Source organism: Streptomyces sp. NPDC030165, assembly GCF_055573595.1.
The window spans coordinates 58,624-74,480 of sequence record NZ_JBVIBD010000010.1 but is presented as its reverse complement, the minus strand read 5'-3'; the positions used below and the strand labels follow the sequence as shown (position 1 = coordinate 74,480).

General features: G+C 75.1%; 13 protein-coding genes, 1 pseudogene and 1 riboswitch. Of the genes and pseudogenes, 2 read left to right on the top strand and 12 right to left on the bottom strand.

The annotated features are described in order from the left end of the window. Nucleotides 1-581: 581 nt before the first annotated feature. The 3 genes and pseudogenes from ACZ4Z1_RS20165 to ACZ4Z1_RS20155 form a co-directional block, all read right to left on the bottom strand. A complete protein-coding gene (locus ACZ4Z1_RS20165) occupies nucleotides 582-1,562 on the bottom strand; it encodes a bile acid:sodium symporter family protein (protein ID WP_468487955.1) in 981 nt (326 codons plus the stop codon). 72 nt (nucleotides 1,563-1,634) lie between these two features. Next, complete coding sequence (cobC, locus tag ACZ4Z1_RS20160) at nucleotides 1,635-2,738, bottom strand: Rv2231c family pyridoxal phosphate-dependent protein CobC (protein WP_468487954.1); 1,104 nt, start codon at nucleotides 2,736-2,738, stop codon at nucleotides 1,635-1,637. 32 nt (nucleotides 2,739-2,770) lie between these two features. Further along, nucleotides 2,771-3,196, bottom strand: a pseudogene (locus tag ACZ4Z1_RS20155) (cobalamin biosynthesis protein); the annotation flags it as partial. A gap of 92 nt (nucleotides 3,197-3,288) precedes the next feature. Between ACZ4Z1_RS20155 and ACZ4Z1_RS20150 the strand changes: the two are divergent. Beyond that, the gene (locus tag ACZ4Z1_RS20150) at nucleotides 3,289-4,014 is read left to right on the top strand and encodes a ZIP family metal transporter (RefSeq protein ID WP_468487953.1); all 726 of its coding nucleotides are present in this window, start codon (nucleotides 3,289-3,291) and stop codon (nucleotides 4,012-4,014) included. 38 nt (nucleotides 4,015-4,052) lie between these two features. Here ACZ4Z1_RS20150 and ACZ4Z1_RS20145 read toward each other — a convergent pair whose 3' ends face one another. The 9 genes from ACZ4Z1_RS20145 to ACZ4Z1_RS20105 all read right to left on the bottom strand — a co-directional run bounded on the left by ACZ4Z1_RS20145 (nucleotide 4,053) and on the right by ACZ4Z1_RS20105 (nucleotide 14,741). Next, complete coding sequence (locus tag ACZ4Z1_RS20145; protein ID WP_468487952.1) at nucleotides 4,053-4,697, bottom strand: VOC family protein; 645 nt, start codon at nucleotides 4,695-4,697, stop codon at nucleotides 4,053-4,055. Next, complete coding sequence (locus ACZ4Z1_RS20140; RefSeq protein WP_468487951.1) at nucleotides 4,690-6,090, bottom strand: cobyrinate a,c-diamide synthase; 1,401 nt, start codon at nucleotides 6,088-6,090, stop codon at nucleotides 4,690-4,692. Before ACZ4Z1_RS20140 ends, ACZ4Z1_RS20145 begins: the two co-directional genes overlap by 8 nt. Nucleotides 6,091-6,145: 55 nt before the next feature. Continuing rightward, entirely contained in the window at nucleotides 6,146-6,745 is a 600-nt protein-coding gene (gene cobO, locus ACZ4Z1_RS20135) for a cob(I)yrinic acid a,c-diamide adenosyltransferase (protein WP_468487950.1), read from the bottom strand. Next, a complete protein-coding gene (locus tag ACZ4Z1_RS20130; protein ID WP_468487949.1) occupies nucleotides 6,745-8,868 on the bottom strand; it encodes a putative cobaltochelatase in 2,124 nt (707 codons plus the stop codon). Before ACZ4Z1_RS20130 ends, cobO begins: the two co-directional genes overlap by 1 nt. Continuing rightward, nucleotides 8,868-10,487, bottom strand: a complete 1,620-nt coding sequence (locus ACZ4Z1_RS20125) for a cobyric acid synthase (RefSeq protein ID WP_468487948.1) — start codon at nucleotides 10,485-10,487, stop codon at nucleotides 8,868-8,870. Before ACZ4Z1_RS20125 ends, ACZ4Z1_RS20130 begins: the two co-directional genes overlap by 1 nt. Before the next feature lie 31 nt (nucleotides 10,488-10,518). Next, the gene (locus ACZ4Z1_RS20120) at nucleotides 10,519-11,580 is read right to left on the bottom strand and encodes a cobalamin biosynthesis protein (protein ID WP_468487947.1); all 1,062 of its coding nucleotides are present in this window, start codon (nucleotides 11,578-11,580) and stop codon (nucleotides 10,519-10,521) included. Between the two features lie 131 nt (nucleotides 11,581-11,711). Further along, nucleotides 11,712-11,858, bottom strand: a riboswitch (cobalamin riboswitch). A 227-nt stretch (nucleotides 11,859-12,085) separates the two neighbouring features. Further along, nucleotides 12,086-12,331, bottom strand: a complete 246-nt coding sequence (locus ACZ4Z1_RS20115) for a hypothetical protein (protein WP_468487946.1) — start codon at nucleotides 12,329-12,331, stop codon at nucleotides 12,086-12,088. Nucleotides 12,332-12,367: 36 nt separating this feature from the next. Further along, the gene (locus ACZ4Z1_RS20110) at nucleotides 12,368-13,711 is read right to left on the bottom strand and encodes an inorganic phosphate transporter (RefSeq protein ID WP_468487945.1); all 1,344 of its coding nucleotides are present in this window, start codon (nucleotides 13,709-13,711) and stop codon (nucleotides 12,368-12,370) included. Nucleotides 13,712-13,925: 214 nt separating this feature from the next. Beyond that, entirely contained in the window at nucleotides 13,926-14,741 is an 816-nt protein-coding gene (locus ACZ4Z1_RS20105) for a lysozyme (protein WP_468487944.1), read from the bottom strand. A gap of 252 nt (nucleotides 14,742-14,993) precedes the next feature. Between ACZ4Z1_RS20105 and ACZ4Z1_RS20100 the strand changes: the two genes are divergently transcribed. Then, entirely contained in the window at nucleotides 14,994-15,647 is a 654-nt protein-coding gene (locus tag ACZ4Z1_RS20100) for a class II aldolase/adducin family protein (protein ID WP_468487943.1), read from the top strand. Nucleotides 15,648-15,857: the final 210 nt, after the last annotated feature.

Below are 15,857 nucleotides of genomic sequence, written 5' to 3'. Positions count from 1 at the left end.
GGCTGCCGCGTGCGTGGGTGGGGGGCGCCTGCCCCCACCGGCCGTCGGTCGCCCTACGGCGGGAGGGGGCGGGCCGTAGGACGGAGTCTGGAGGACCGGACCCGTACCCGGGAACGGGGAGCGCCGCCCGGTACGGGCAGCAAGTCGGCCACGGCGGCTGGTCTGCCGCCGGCCGTCGAAACTCACCGGTACGGCGGGGGCGCGGGCCCGGGCCCTGCGGACTTCGTCCTCCGGTCCCGCACCCTCCCGTACGTGTCAGGCTGCCACGTATGTGGGTGGGGGGCGCCTGCCCCCACCGGCCGTCGGTCGACCTACGGCGGGAGGGGGCGGGCCGTAGGACGGAGTCTGGAGGGCCGGTCCCGTGCCCGGGAACGGGGAGCGCCGCCCGGTACGGGCAGTAAGTCGGCCACGGCGGCTGGTCTGCTACCGGCCGTCGAAACTCCCCGGTACGGCGGGGGTGCGGGCCCGTGCCCTCCAGACTTCGTCCTCCGGTCCCGCACCCTCCCGTACGTGTCAGGCTGCCGCGTGCGTGGGTGGGGACGCCTGCCCCCACCGGCCGCGTGCCCCGGAACGGGGCATCGTCAGCGTTCGCGGCGCGCGCCCCGTGCCATCCACGCGGCCACCACCGCGCCCGAGATGTTGTGCCACACGGAGAAGACGGCTGCCGGGAGCGCCGCTGCCGGGCTGAAGTGGGCGGTGGCCAGGGATGCGGCGAGGCCGGAGTTCTGCATGCCGACTTCGAAGGCCATGGCCCGTCCGGCCGGTTTGCCCAACCGGGCCAGCCGGCCCGCCGCGTAACCGAGGGCCAGGCCCAGCCCGTTGTGCAGGACGACGGCGAGGACGACCAGGGCCGCGGCGTCCTTGATGCGCGCGGCGCTGCCGGACACCACGACGAGCACGATCGCCGCGATCGTCACGGCGGACAGCCACGGCAGTGCGCGCAGCGCCCGGTCCACCCAGTGGCCCGCGACGAGCCGGACCACCAGCCCGCCGAGCACCGGCAGCAGCACCGTCTTGAGGATGTCGGTCACCATCACCCCGGCGTCCACGTCCAGGAACTGCCCGGCGAGCAGCAGCGTCAGTGGTGGCGTGATCAGGGGTGCGAGGACGGTGGAGACCGTGGCGACCGAGACGGACAGTGCGACGTCGCCGCGGGCCAGGTAGGTCACGACGTTGGAGGCGGTGCCGCTGGGCGCGCAGCCGACCAGGATGACTCCGGCCGCGAGCTGCGGCGGCAGGTGCAGTAGGGTCGCGATCAGCCAGCCCAGCCCCGGCATGATCACGTAGTGGGCGACCAGGCCCAGGCCCACGGCCCAGGGGCGCTTGGCGACCGTCGCGAAGTCCGGTGGCGTCAGCGTCAGCCCCATCGAGAACATCACCACGCCGAGCAGCCACGGCACCGCGGGCGCCCAGCCCGTGAACGGCGCGGGCCACAGCAGCCCGGCCACGCCGGCCGCGATCACCAGCAGGGGGAAGACGGTCACGGCCCGCCGCGCCGCCCGGTCGGAGGCGGGCAGGTCACCGGCGGGTGCGGGGCGCTGGCTCAGCTGTTCGGTCGGCACGGCGGCACCTTAGCGCCGGGCTGCGTGTACGGGACAACGGGTTTCGGATGGTGGACGGGAGCCGGGTACGGATCAGCCCGTCAGGGCCTTCTCCAGGGCCTCCGTGAACCGGTCCATCGTGGACCGGTCCCGTACCGCCAGCCGCAGCCACTCCGGGCCCAGCCCCGGAAACGTGTCGCCGCGCCGGGCCGCGAAGCCCAGCGTGCGCAGCCGGGTGCGGACGGCTGCCGCGTCCGGCAGCCGGATGAGGAGGAACGGGCCTTCGGCCGGTGTCACGGCGCGGACCCGTTGGCCGTCCGGTCCGTTCACCTGCGCCAGCCGGGCCAGCAGGTGGTCCCGGTCCGCCGCGATCTGCCGGGCCGCGTCCGCCGCCTCCGCCAGCGCCGCGGGTTCGCAGCACGCTTCGGCCGCGGCCAGCGCGGGTGCCGAGACCGGCCACAGCGGCTGGGCCTGCTCCAGGTCCGCGATGGTTTCCGGGGCGGCCAGGACGTACCCGATCCGCAGGCCCGCCAGTCCCCACGTCTTGGTCAGGCTGCGCAGTACCACCAGGCCCGGTACGTCCGTACGGGAGGCCAGTGACGCGTGCTCGCCGGGGACCGCGTCCATGAACGCCTCGTCCACGACCAAGGTGCGGCCGGGCCGCGCCAGCCGGGCGATCTCCTCGGCGGGGTGGAGGACGGAGGTGGGGTTGGTCGGGTTGCCGATGACGACCAGGTCGGCTTCCTCGGGGACCGCGTCCGGGGTCAGCCGGAAGCCGTTCCGCTCGGTGAGGAGTACCCGCTCCACTTCGTGCCCGGCGTCGCGCAGTGCCGCCTCCGGCTCGGTGAACTGCGGGTGCACGACGAGCGGCCGACGGGCCCGTACGGCACGGGCGATCAGTACGAACGCCTCCGCCGCACCCGCCGTCAGCAGCACCCGCTCCGGCGGGAGTCCGTGCCGTGCCGCCACCGCCCGGCGCGCCGGGCCGCCGTCCGGGTACGCGGCGAGCCCGTCCAGTGAGGCCGCGATGCGGGCCTTGAGCCAGGCGGGCGGTGTACCGGCGCGCACATTGACCGCGAGGTCGGTCAGTCCGGCGTGCGCGCCGCGCACTTCGGCGTCCCCGTGGTGGCGCAGGTCGGGTTCGTGCGGGTGGGGGCCGGGTATGCCGCCGGGAGCGGCGGGCGGCGGGGTGGTCACGAGGTCTCCTTGGTGCAGCGGGGGGGCGAGGCGCGGGCGCGGGCCACGGCGCAGGTGGCCCGGGCCGCGGGCGCGGATGTGCGTTTGCCGACGAGGAGGTCGGCCGCGCCGTCACCCGTATCGGGGACGCCGTCCGTACGGAGGCCGCCGGCGCCCGCCAGCGCGGCGGCTTCCGCGACGCTCGGTGTGCCGGTGGCGGCCAGTGGTGCCGCGGACGGGTGGGGTACGGGCACGGCGGCCAGTACGGCGGCCGGGTATGTCAGCAGCGGCACGCCGAGCCGGTCGGCCGTCTCGGTCAGCCCCGGCTCCGCCGCCTTGGTGTCCACGGTGGCGAGGGCGGTGACCGTGTCCGGGGCCAGGCCCGCGGCTGTGAGACAGTCCATGACCAGCGCCAGTACCTCGGTGGCCGGGACGCCCCGGCGGGCACCGACGCCGACGACGACGGGTGCCGCGCTCACCGGGCCCGTCCCGGGCCCTGGACATGCGGGATGTCCGGCCGGTCAGTAAGCAGGAGTGAGGGGTGCCGGAACCCCGGGGAAGGGGTGAGACCGTGCCGGTGGTCATCGCGCTGGGCGCGTTCCTGATGACCCTGGCCGGCGGCTGGGTCGCCCATCGGGTCACCGACCGCCGGCACCTGGTGCTGGGGCTGGCCGGGGGCCTGATGCTGGGCGTGGTCGGTCTCGACCTGCTGCCCGAGGCGCTGGAGGCGGCGGGTGGGGAGGTTCACGGTGTTCCGGCCGCGCTGCTCTGCTTCGTCCTGGGTTTCCTGACCGCGCACGCGGTGGAACGGCTGCTGGCGGTCCGCAAGGCGGCGCACGGCATGGATCCGGAGGAGCGGGTGCCGCAGGTCGGTCTGACGGCCGCGGCCGCGATGGTGGTGCACAGCTTCATGGACGGCTTTGCCATCGGCCTGGCGTACCAGGTGGGCCGGGAGATGGCGGTGGCGGTGGCGATCGCCGTGATTGCCCACGACTTCGCGGACGGCTTCAACACATACACGATCACCAGCCTGTACGGGAACGCCCGCAACCGGGCGCTGACCATGCTCGGCGCGGACGCGCTCGCCCCGCTGGCCGGCGCGGCGTCGACGCTGCTGTTCACCCTTCCGGAGGAATGGCTCGGGATTTACCTGGGTTTCTTCGGCGGCGTTCTGCTCTATCTGGCGACCTCCGACATTCTCCCGGAGGCACACCACGACCATCCCGCGCTGTCCACCCTGCTGTGCACGGTGGCGGGCGTGGGATTCATCTGGCTGGTGGTCGGCCTCGCGGGCTGAACCGGTGCGCCGGGTGTGCACGGCACCGGGTACGGCGGTCACGGCGTTCCGGCTCCCACACCGACGGAGACCGGGCCGTTGCGGCCTTCCAGTACGGCGGTCAGCCCCGGCTCGTCGCCTCTCCCGACGGTGAGCGTGGCGCCCAGGGCGGCCAGCTCGGCGTGGATCGTGGACGGGTCGGGGTGCGTGCCGGAGAACGAGCGCAGCGGTACGACCGGGAGTCCCGGCGCGGCGGCGGGGTGCGGCGTGTCGCCCCAGTCCAGCAGGAACGGCACCAGCCCGCCGCCGGTCCGCGGGGGCGTGAGCGTCCAGGAGAGGGTGCCGCCGTCCGGGGTGCGGCGGGACATCGCCACCGGCTCGCCCGGGTCGTACCCCAGCGCGCGGGCCCGCGCGACGTGCCCGGCGATGCCGTGCACCCGGACCGCCCAGTGGGCCAGCCGGGGGCCGTGCAGCGCGTCGATGCCGAACCAGCGCGGCGCCTCGGGTGCGGGCTGTGCGGGGTCCGGGCCGATGATCTCCAGGTAGGCGCCGTCGCCCAGGCCCAGCAGGGCGTTGCGGGTGCCGCGGCCCGGGTGGCCGCCGCCCGGCACCGGCCGGACGCCGGTCAGCGCGGCGACCTCGGCGGCGGTGCCCTCCAGATCGGGTGTGGCGAGGACCAGGTGGTCCAGTACGGCGTCAGCCACGGTGGGCCTCCAGCGGCGGGCGGGCAGCGGCGCCCGCGGCCAGGCGGCGGGCCAGTGACGGCTCGGCCGCCCAGTGGACGTGCAGGTACGAGGCGTGCACCCCGTCCTGGACGTGGCCCTCCACCCGGCGCGCGGGGTGGGTCATGCCCCAGGCGGGGGACGTGCCCGCGCCCGGTTCCAGCACCGTACGGTGGAACTCGTGGCCGCGCACCCGTGTGCCTGCCACGGCAAGGGCGTTGTCGGTCAGCGCCACCGCCTCCCGGTAGCCCAGTGTGAGCCGCTCCGACATCCGCGCGTCGGCGGGCAGGACGCCGCACATCGGCTTGCCGTCGAGGGACCGGGACAGGTACAGCAGCCCGGCGCACTCGGCGACGACCGGCGCGCCGGAGGCCGCCAGGTCCACCACGGCCCGGCGCAGCGGCTCGTTGGCCGACAGTTCGGCGGCGTACATCTCGGGGAAGCCGCCGCCGATCACCAGCGCCTGCGTCCCGGCGGGCAGCCGCTCGTCGTGCAGCGGGTCGAAGACGGCCACCTCGGCTCCGGCGGCCGCCAGCAGTTCGGGGTGCTCGGCGTAGGAGAAGGTGAACGCGGCGCCGCCCGCGACGGCGATCACGGGCTTGCCGGGGACCGGTTCCTTACCCTGCGGAGTGCTTCGCGCGACGGCGAGCGCCGGGTCCCAGGCCGTGCCGGGCAGTTCGGGGGCGCTGTGCGCCAGCGCCAGCAGTGCCTTGAGGTCGCAGCCCTCCCGTACCTGGGCGGCCTGTGTCCGTACGGATTCCACCGCCTCGGCCTGCCGTTCGGCGACCGGGATCAGCCCCAGGTGCCGCGACGGCGTCCGTACCTGCGGGACCCGGCGCAGCGCGCCCAGCACCGGCACGCCCGCCTCGTCGAGCGCCGCGCGCAGCAGTTCCTCGTGCCGGTCCGAGCCGACCTTGTTCAGGATGACCCCGGCCAGCCGTACTTCCGGGTCCCAGGACGCGAAGCCGTGCACCAGCGCCGCCACCGACCTCGACTGTGCCGAGGCGTCCACGACCAGTACGACCGGTGCCCGCAGCAGTTTGGCGACCTGTGCGGTGGAGGCCAGTTCGCCGAGCCCGGAGGCGCCGTCGTACAGCCCCATCACGCCTTCGACCACCGCCAGGTCGGCGCCGGCCGATCCGTGCAGGAACAGCGGCGCCACCTGGTCGGGGCCGCACAGGTACGCGTCCAGGTTGCGGCCCGGGCGGCCGGTGGCCAGGGCGTGGTAGCCCGGGTCGATGTAGTCCGGACCCACCTTGTGCGCGGAGACCGTGAGCCCGGCCTCGGTGAAGGCCGCCATCAGGCCGGTGGCGACGGTCGTCTTGCCGCTGCCCGAGGCGGGCGCGGCGATGACGAGCCGGGGGATCGTGCTCACGGTCTGGCTGCTCCTGGTCCTGCTGTTCTCGTTGCCGTCGTGCCCGGTGGTGCCGTCACCACTCGATGCCGCGCTGGCCCTTCTGGCCCGCGTCCATCGGGTGCTTGACCTTGGTCATCTCGGTCACCAGATCCGCGAAGTCGCACAGTTCCTGCGGCGCGTTGCGGCCGGTGATGACGACGTGCTGGGTGCCCGGGCGGTCGCGCAGGACGGAGACGACCTCGGCGGGGTCCACCCATCCCCAGTGCATCGGGTAGGCGAACTCGTCGAGGACGTACAGCTTGTACGTCTCGGCGGCCAGGTCCCGCTTGACCTGCTCCCAGCCCTCGCGGGCCGCCTCCTCGTTGCTGAACTGGGAGTCGCGCTGGACCCACGACCAGCCCTCGCCCATCTTGTGCCAGGCGACCGTGCCGCCCTCGCCGGTGCCGCCGAGTACCCGCAGCGCGCGCTCCTCACCCACCTTCCACTTCGCCGATTTCACGAACTGGAACACCCCGACCGGCCAGCCCTGGTTCCAGGCCCGCAGCGCGAGCCCGAAGGCGGCGGTGGACTTGCCCTTGCCGGGGCCGGTGTGGACGAGGACCAGCGGGCGGTTGCGGCGCTGGCGTGTGGTGAGTCCGTCGTCGGGGACGACGGACGGCTGTCCCTGAGGCATTACGCGGCCCTTCGAGTGGTGTGGTGGCTGCCTTGTCCGCGGACGTCGCGGACGAGCGCGGAGACGCTGTCCGCGCGCAGTTCGTCGAGGGTGACGGCGGTGCCCTGGAGGTCCCGGGCCAGCTCGCCCGCCAGGCCCAGCCGCACCGGACCCGCCTCGCAGTCCACGACCACCGAGGCGACGCCCTCGGCGCCCAGCAGCCGTGCCGCGCGGGAGGTGCGCACCAGGGGCTCGGGGCCGCCGGTGGACCGGCCGTCGGTGACGACCACCAGCAGCGGCCGGCGTGAGGCGTCCCGCAGCCGTTCCACGCGCAGCACTTCGTGGGCCTTGAGCAGGCCCGCGGAGAGCGGGGTGCGGCCGCCGGTGGGCAGTGTCTCCAGCCGGGCGGCGCCCGCCTCGACCGACGAGGTGGGCGGCAGCGCCAGTTCGGCCGCCGAGCCGCGGAAGGTGATCATGCCGATCTTGTCGCGCCGCTGGTAGGCGTCGAGGAGCAGCGACAGCACCGCGCCCTTGACCGCGCTCATCCGCTTGCGCGCCGCCATCGAACCGGACGCGTCCACGACGAACAGCACGAGGTTGCCCTCGCGGCCCTCGCGCACCGCCTCGCGCAGGTCGTCCCGGCGGACGACCAGCCCCGGGCCGCTTCGCCCGCGCGCGACCTGGTGCGGGGCCGCGGCCTGCACGGTCGCGGCCAGGTGCAGCTTGGTCAGGGTGCCCTGCGGGCGGCGGGCGCCGGTGGTGCGGCCGTGTGCCGTACGGGCCCGCGAACGGCGGCCGTCCGCGCCTTCGCCGAGCCCCGGCACGTCCAGCCGCCGGGTGCGGAACGGTTCGCCCGCGCCGACGGCGGCCTTCTCGCCGCCCTCGCCCGGAGCGTTCTCCTCCGCGTTCTCGGACTGCGCCTTCGGGTCAGCGGGCGCCGGGTCCGCCTCCGGGGCCTGCGACTGCTCGGGAAGCTGCGGCTGGTCGTGCGGTGCCTGGGCGTCTTCTCCCTGCGGGCCGTCCGTGCCGCCGTCGCCGTCCTGCGGGGGATGCCCGCCGCCCGGGCCGTCGGGGCCGTCGTCCGGGCCGCCGTCCGGGTCCGGGTCGGGTTCCGGGTCGTCGTCCTCGTCCGCGGCGAACTCCTCCAGTGTCTGGTCGAGTTTGTCCTCGTCCAGGCCGGGAGCGTCGAAGGGGTTGCGGCGGCGCCGGTGGGGGAGCGCCAGCAGGGCGGCCTGCCGTACGTCCTCCTCGCGGACCTCCGTACGGCCCGCCCAGGCGGCCAGCGCGCTGGCGGTACGCGCCATCACGATGTCCGCGCGCATACCGTCCACCTCGAACGCGGCACACACCGCGGCGATCTGCCGCAGCACCGCGTCCCCGAGGACCACGCCGGGCAGCAGCGCCCGCGCGGCGGCGATCCGCTCCCGCAGCTCGCCCTCCTCGGCGGCCCAGCGCGCTGCGAAGCCCGCAGGGTCCGCGTCGTAGGCCAGGCGGCGCCGTACGACCTCGACCCGCTGGTCCGGCTCGCGGGACGCGGCGACCTCCACCGTCAGCCCGAAGCGGTCCAGCAACTGCGGCCGCAGTTCGCCCTCTTCGGGGTTCATGGTGCCGACGAGAAGGAAGCGCGCGGCGTGCCGTACGGAGACGCCTTCGCGCTCCACGTACGAGGCGCCCATGGCGGCGGCGTCCAGCAGCAGGTCCACGAGGTGGTCGTGGAGGAGGTTGACCTCGTCCACGTACAGGATGCCGCGGTGCGCGTCCGCCAGCAGGCCCGGCTCGAACGCCTTCACGCCCTCCGACAGGGCCCGCTCGATGTCCAGCGCGCCCACGAGCCGGTCCTCGGAGGCGCCGACGGGCAGTTCGACCATGCGGGCCGGGCGCTCCTCGGCGCCGGCCGCCTCGTGCGGGCCGTCCGGGCACGCCGGGTCCGGCGCGGCGGGGTCGCAGGAGAAGCGGCAGCCGGTCACGACCGGGACGTCCGGCATCAGCGCGGTCAGGCCCCGCACGATGGTCGACTTCGCGGTGCCCTTCTCGCCGCGGACGAGCACCCCGCCGATGGCCGGCGAGATGGCGTTGAGCAGCAGGCTCAGCCGCATGTCGGACATGCCGACGACCGCGGTGAACGGGTAAGGGACCGATGCCATTAAGGAGTACCCCCTTCGAGGGACGTGCGGTGTGCGGGCGTGGGGGAGGCCGCGCCGGGCGCGGCCGGGGTGCGGGGCGGCGGCGGTATCGGCGGCGCCCCCGGCGGCACGAACGGCAGCCCCGGCGGCACCCCGTCCTCGATCAGCCGCAGCAGCGCCTCCGTGTCCGCGTGCTCCTCGATCAGATCGCCGAGCCGGTCGAGCTGTTCCTCGCGCAGGGCGGCGAAGCTGGTGTCCGGCGCGGGGACGAACGCGCGGCCCGCGTCGGCGGCCACCCGCCGCAGGAACGCCCGCCGGAAGCCGTCGCTCTCCAGCGAGCCGTGCCAGTGGGTGCCCCAGACCGCCCCGGAGCGGCAGCCCTCCAGGAAGGGCTCCCCGCCGGTGACCTCGGCCACGCCGTGGTGGATCTCGTACCCCTCGACCGGCTCGCCCAGCGCCTCGCCGGACGGCCGGGCCAGGGTCTTGTCCGCCGCGAAGCGTACGCGTACGGGCAGCAGGCCCAGCCCGTCCACCGTCCCGGCCTTCGACTCGACCTCGTCCTCGATGCGTTCGCCGAGCATCTGGAAGCCGCCGCAGATGCCGAGCACCGGGCGGCCTTCCGCGGCCCGCCGCCGTACCGCGTCCGCGATGCCGCGCTCGCGCAGCCACTGGAGCGCGCGGACGGTACCGCGGGTGCCGGGCAGCACGACGAGGTCGGCGTCGGCCAGTTCCTCGGGCCGGTCCACGAACCGCACCACGACGCCCGGTTCGGCGGCGAGCGCGTCCACGTCCGTGAAGTTCGACATCAGCGGTACGGCGGCCACGGCGACCCGCAGCACGTCGGCGCCGTGCGGCGGCGCGACGACGCTCTCGCGGACCGCGCCGCGCAGCGACACACGGAGGCCGTCCTCTTCGTCGATGCCCAGGCCGTGTGCGAACGGCAGCACCCCGAGGGTCGGCCGCCCGCTCAGGTCCTTCAGCATGTCCAGACCCGGCTCCAGCAGTGTCACATCGCCCCGGAACTTGTTGACGAGATAGCCCGCGACCAGCGCCTGGTCCTCCCGGGACAGCAGCGCCGTGGTGCCGAAGAACGAGGCGAACACGCCGCCCCTGTCGATGTCGCCGACCACCACGACCGGGATGCGGGCGGCCCGCGCGATGCCCATGTTCACGATGTCGGTACGCCGCAGGTTGATCTCCGCGGGGCTGCCGGCGCCCTCGCAGATCACCGCGTCGTGCGTACGGCGCAGCTCCTGGAGGCAGTCCGTGACCGTACCGAGCAACTGCTCCTGGCGTCCCGCGTGGTAGCCGCGCGCGCTCAGCTCGCCCACCGGCTTGCCCATCAGCACGACCTGGCTGCTGCGGTCACTGCCCGGCTTCAGCAGCACCGGATTCATCAGCGCGCTCGGTTCGACGCGCGCCGCGGCGGCCTGCATGGCCTGCGCCCGCCCGATCTCCGCGCCCTCGCGCGTCACGAACGAGTTCAGCGACATGTTCTGCGCCTTGAAGGGCGCCACCTTGACGCCCTTGCGCGCCAGCCAGCGGCAGATGCCCGCCGTCACCACGCTCTTGCCCGCGTCGGACGTGGTGCCCGCCACCAGCAGCCCGCCGCCGAGCGGCGTTCGACCCGGTCCGTTCACGTGGCACTCCTCGCCGTCCGTACGTTGCTGCTCATGTGGCTCTCCCGGCAGTTGGGAACCGCTGTACCGCCGCGGCCGTACGGGAGCGCCGTACCGTCCCGGCCGTTCGGGACCCTCGTACCGCACCGGCCGTACGGGACCGCCGTACCGCCCCCACCGCCAGCCGGCCCGCGACCGTGGCCGCCAGCGCCAGCGCGCTCACCCGGCGTGACAGTGCCACGGCCCGCTCGATGTCCGGCACCGCGACGGGCCGCCCGGCGTCGCCGTTGAGCACCGGCCGGTGCTCGACCCGTCCGCCGTACGCCAGCGTGCCGCCCAGCCGTACGCCCAGCGCCCCGGCGAACGCCGCCTCCACCGGGCCCGCGTTGGGGCTCGGATGGGACGGACCGTCCTGCCGCCAGGCGCGCAGCGCGCCCCGCCGGTCCGGCCCGGCCAGCACCGCCAGCGCGGCGGTCAGCCGGGAGCCGGGAAAACCCGCCACGTCGTCGAGCCGGGCCGAAGCCCACCCGAAGCGGCGGTGGCGCGGCGACTTGTGCCCGACCATCGCGTCCAGCGTGTTGACGGCCCGGAAGGCCAGCAGCCCCGGCACACCGGCGGCCGCGCCCCACACCAGGGCGCCGACCACCGCGTCCGAGGTGTTCTCGGCGACGGACTCGACCACCGCGCGCGCCATCTGCTGCCCGTCCAGGGCCTGCGGGTCGCGCCCGCACAGGTGCGGCAGCCGCTCGCGCGCCACGTCCAGGTCGCCCGCCGCGAGCGCACCGCCGACGGCCCGCGCCTCGCGGCCCAGCGAGGTGCCGCCCAGGACCGCCCAGGTGGCGGCGGCGCTCAGCGCGACGGAGGCGGGGAAGGCGGCGGGGGAGCGGCGCACGGCGCGATCCAGCAGCGCGGCACCGGCGGCGGTGCCGCCCACGAGCAGCGCGGTGTGCAGGGCGCCGCGACGGCGGTCGTCGCGCCACAGGCGGCTTTCCACGGCGGCCGCGGCCCGCCCGAAGGCGGCCACGGGGTGACCGCGCCGGGGATCGCCCACGACCAGGTCGCCGAGGAAGCCGAGGGCCGCGCCGCACGCGTAGCCGGCGTGTTCGGCACGCATCGGATCAGACCGCCGTCGCGCCTCGGAGGGGCAGTGTGGGGGTACGTCCAGCAGATCTCGCACTGCGGCCGGGCATGGCGGTAGGTCCTCACTCAGGGTCCGCGCCCTGGTTCGACGGATACGGCGACGAGAGTCTCCTGGCTCCCCGGATCGGCGCTTCCCCCGGCCTTCCAGTCCGTACGGGAACCTGCGTCGCGGGACGCGGACCGTGGCCCTTGGTGGAGGGGCGCTCCCCGGTGACAGTGGCGGGACCGCGCCGGATTCTCACCGGACTTCCTCATCTGTCGCCGATTGGCTCCGGCAGTCCACCACGCTCCGCGAAGCCCGTCAACTCGCGCTTGACCTGCGGCGCGGGCCGGTGGCGGCGGCTGTGTCCAAGGCCACAGGCGCGCGGCACCGGGGAGACGGCGACAGCGTCCGGTGGCCGGGACACGGCGAAGGGGCGCCCGGTGGCCGTGGCGGGGATGCCACGGCCACCGGGCGCCCCGGAGCGCCGTGCCGTGTCTCAGGCGGCGACGATCAGATAGATCCCGTACGCCACGGCCGCCGCGCACAGCGCGAAGCAGACGTACGCCCCGGCCCGCGCCGCCCCGCCGGGCGCGTCGGGCCCGCCGGCGGTCACCGGCGTGCCCTCCTGCCGCGGCTTGCGGGACGTGCCGACGATGCCGAGGGTGAACAGGCCTACGATCCCGACCGTCACGAACAGCGTGACGCCGAAGACCTGGCCGAGGGCTGCCCAGTCGATGCTCATTGCGTTCTCGTTCCTCCGTGGGAGCCTGCGGCCGGGTCAGCCGACGGCCGAGCCGGCCTTGGCGCGGCGCTGGGCGTGCGTCTCGTGCGGGTGGGCGGTCACCGGGTCGGCGATCACCGGGGCGGCGCCGACCGGGTTCGCGAGCGGCGCTCCGGCCACCGCGGGCGCCGGGATCGTGGCGGCGGCCGGCACGGGCTGCCCGGTCGCGACCGGACCCGCGGGCGGCGGGGAGACGGCCTGCAGGGCGGTGGTGACGACACCCGCGGGCTCCGCCGCCGGGCCCTCGTTGACGTTGGTGTGGTCCACCGGCTTGCGCCGGGAGGCCGCCCAGATCACGCCGCAGACGGCGAGCGCCAGGACGGCGACGGTCGCGATGCCCCAGTCGCCCTGGCCGGCCAGGAGCGCGGCGCCCGCCGCGACCAGCCCGGCGGCCGGCAGCGTCAGGCCCCAGGCGGCGGCCATCCGGCCCGCCGTGGACCAGCGCACCACGCCGCCCTTGCGGCCCAGGCCCGAGCCCATCACCGCGCCGGAGCAGACCTGGGTGGTGGAGAGCGCGAAGCCGAGGTGGGAGGAGGCCAGGATGGTGGCCGCGGCGCCGGTCTGGGCGGCGAAGCCCTGCGGCGGCTGGATGTCGGTGATGCCCTTGCCCATCGTGCGGATGATCCGCCAGCCGCCCAGGTACGTGCCGAGCGCGATGGCCAGGCCGGCCGAGGCGATGACCCACAGTGGCGGGTCGGCGTGCGGGGCGACGACGCCGCCGGTGATCAGCGCGAGGGTGATCACACCCATCGTCTTCTGGGCGTCGTTGGTGCCGTGGGCGAGGGAGACCAGCGCGGCCGAGGCGATCTGCCCGGCGCGGTAGCCCTTGGCGGTGTCCTCCTCGGCGCGGTTGCGGGCCAGCCGGTAGGTCAGCCGGGTCGCGGCCGTCGAGGCCAGACCGGCCACGATCGGGGCGGCGACGGCCGGGATGAGGACCTTCATGACCACGGCGCCGCCGTGCACGCCGCTCGCACCGACGGACACCAGGGTCGCGCCGATCAGGCCGCCGAAGAGGGCGTGCGAGGAGCTGGAGGGGAGTCCGGCCAGCCAGGTGACCAGGTTCCAGACGATGGCGCCGACCAGCCCGGCGAAGATCACCTCTGGTCTGATGCCGGCGGTCTCGTCGATGATCCCGCCGGAGATGGTCTTGGCGACCTCCACGGACAGGAACGCGCCCAGCAGGTTGAGGGCCGCCGACATCGCCACCGCCGCCTTGGGCTTGAGTGCCCCGGTGGAAATGGTGGTGGCCATGGCGTTGGCCGTGTCGTGGAAGCCGTTCGTAAAGTCGAACACCAAGGCCGTGACGATCACGATCCCGATGAGAAGCGTGATGTGTTCCATTCACCCAGGCAATCAGTTCGATGGTCAGTAACGCTCGGGACCGTACGGACGACGGGTGAACGGAAGGTGAACTGGGGCGGGCGCCGCAGTGACGCCCCCGCAGGGGTGGCGCGGAGGCGCCCCTGCCGTCACCCGGTTCCCGGCCGCACCAGCACGGAAGCACCGAGTGTCCCACGCGCACCAGCGCCCGGCCTCCGCACGTCCGGGCCGGGCCTCACCCCCGGGCGAAGCGCCGTAGCCCCGCGGCCGTGCCGTTCCACTTGTTCTGGTCGCCGGGCAGCGCCCCGGCCCCGGCGTGCTGCCAGATGCTCGGGTACGCCCAGCCGGCGGGCAGCGTGCCCGGGGTGCTGTGCCAGTGGGCCAGCCACAGGGGGTGGGTGGCGGCGAACGCCCGGCTGCCACCGGTGCAGCCGTTCCACCACCGGGCCGTCGTGTAGATCACCGGCCGCCGCCCGGTCTGCCGCAGCACCTCGTTGCTGAACCCCCGGATCCACCGGACCAGCGCGGTGCCGCTCATCCCGTAACAGGCGTGCTCCCGGTCGTACGGGTTGTGCTCCAGGTCGAGCGCCGGCGGCAGCGCCCAGCCGTCCGCCTTCCAGCGGCCGCCGTGCCGCAGGAAGTACCGGGCCTGCGCGCGGCCGGAGGACGCGTTCGGTACGCCGAAGTGGTACGCGCCGTGCAGCAGGCCCGCCTTGCGCGCGCCGCGGTACTGCCGGGGGAAGTACGGGTTGCGGTACCAGGCCGACTCGGTGGCCTTCACGTACACGAAGCGGCCGCCCTTCGCCCGTACGGACTTCCAGTCGACGTTCCCCTGGTGCGAGGAGACGTCGTGCCCGGCCGGCTTGCCGGCGGCCTCGGCGGCGGGGGCCGCGGGCAGGGCGGTGGACAGGACGCCGGTGAGCACGCCCAGCGCGAGGGCCCCGGCGGCCAGGTGGCGCGGGCGGCCGGGCGGGCGGTGGGGTGGGTGCTGCGCGGCGGTCAGGCCGGGCAGGTGCTGTGGGCCGGGCAGGTGATCGCGGTCACGGGCCATGGTTCCCCCCGGAGTTCCCCCGGATGGCTACGTGCATGACAAATTTCCGGCAGCGTACCGAGTGATACGTACAAGACGGTCGATGCTCGGTCAATCCCTGCCCATACACCGCCGGTCCGACATGGCGGATACCGGAAGGCCGAAGTCCGCCCCACGGCGCCACGCCAGACCCGTACGGTGTCGGCAGCCCCGCGCGCACCACGTCCGCGCGCCCACCGGGCCCCGCCCGCACCGCACACCGGAGGCACACGCATGACGGACCCGGAAGCCCTCGACCGCGCCTGGGACGAGCTGGTCGCCACCGCCCGCCGCACGGTCACCGACGGACTCGTCGTCGGCACCTCCGGCAACGTCTCCGTCCGCGTCGGCGACCTCGTGCTGGTCACCCCCAGCGGCGTCCGCTACGACCGGCTCGGGCCCGGCGACCTCACCGCGGTGGACCTCGAAGGCCGCCGGGCCCGCGGCACGCTGCGGCCCACCAGCGAACTCCCCATGCACCTGGCCGTCTACCGCGCCACCGGCGCCGCCGCGGTCGTGCACACCCACGCCGCCCACGCCACCGCCGTCTCCACCCTCGTCACCGAACTCCCGCCGGTGCACTACATGACCGCGGCCCTCGGCGGCCCCGTCCGCGTCGCGCCCTACGCCCTCTACGGCACCGAGGAGTTGGCCGGGAACATGCTCGCCGCCCTGCGCGACCGCACCGGCTGCCTCCTGCGGAACCACGGCACCATCGTGTACGGCGACACCCTTGACGAGGCGTACGACCGCACCGCCCAGCTGGAGTGGATGTGCCGCGTCTGGCTCGCCGCCAACTCACTGCCCGGCCGCGAACCCACCCTGCTCACACCGGAACAGCTCGACGCGGCCGGCGAGCGACTGCGCGGCTACGGACAGCGCGGCTGACGGGCGGCGCCGGGGCGGCGGTCGGGTCCTGTACGGCGCCGGGAACGGTGGTCGGACCTCGTTCGGCACTGAGGGGCGGTGGCCGGGTCCCGTACGGCGCCGGGGACAGCGGCCGGGTCCCGTACGGCGCCGGGGACGGCAGCCGAGGCTCGTCCGGCCGCCGCGTGCCCGCCCGGGCGCGTGCCGGGTCCGCCCGGCCGCTCCCGGCAT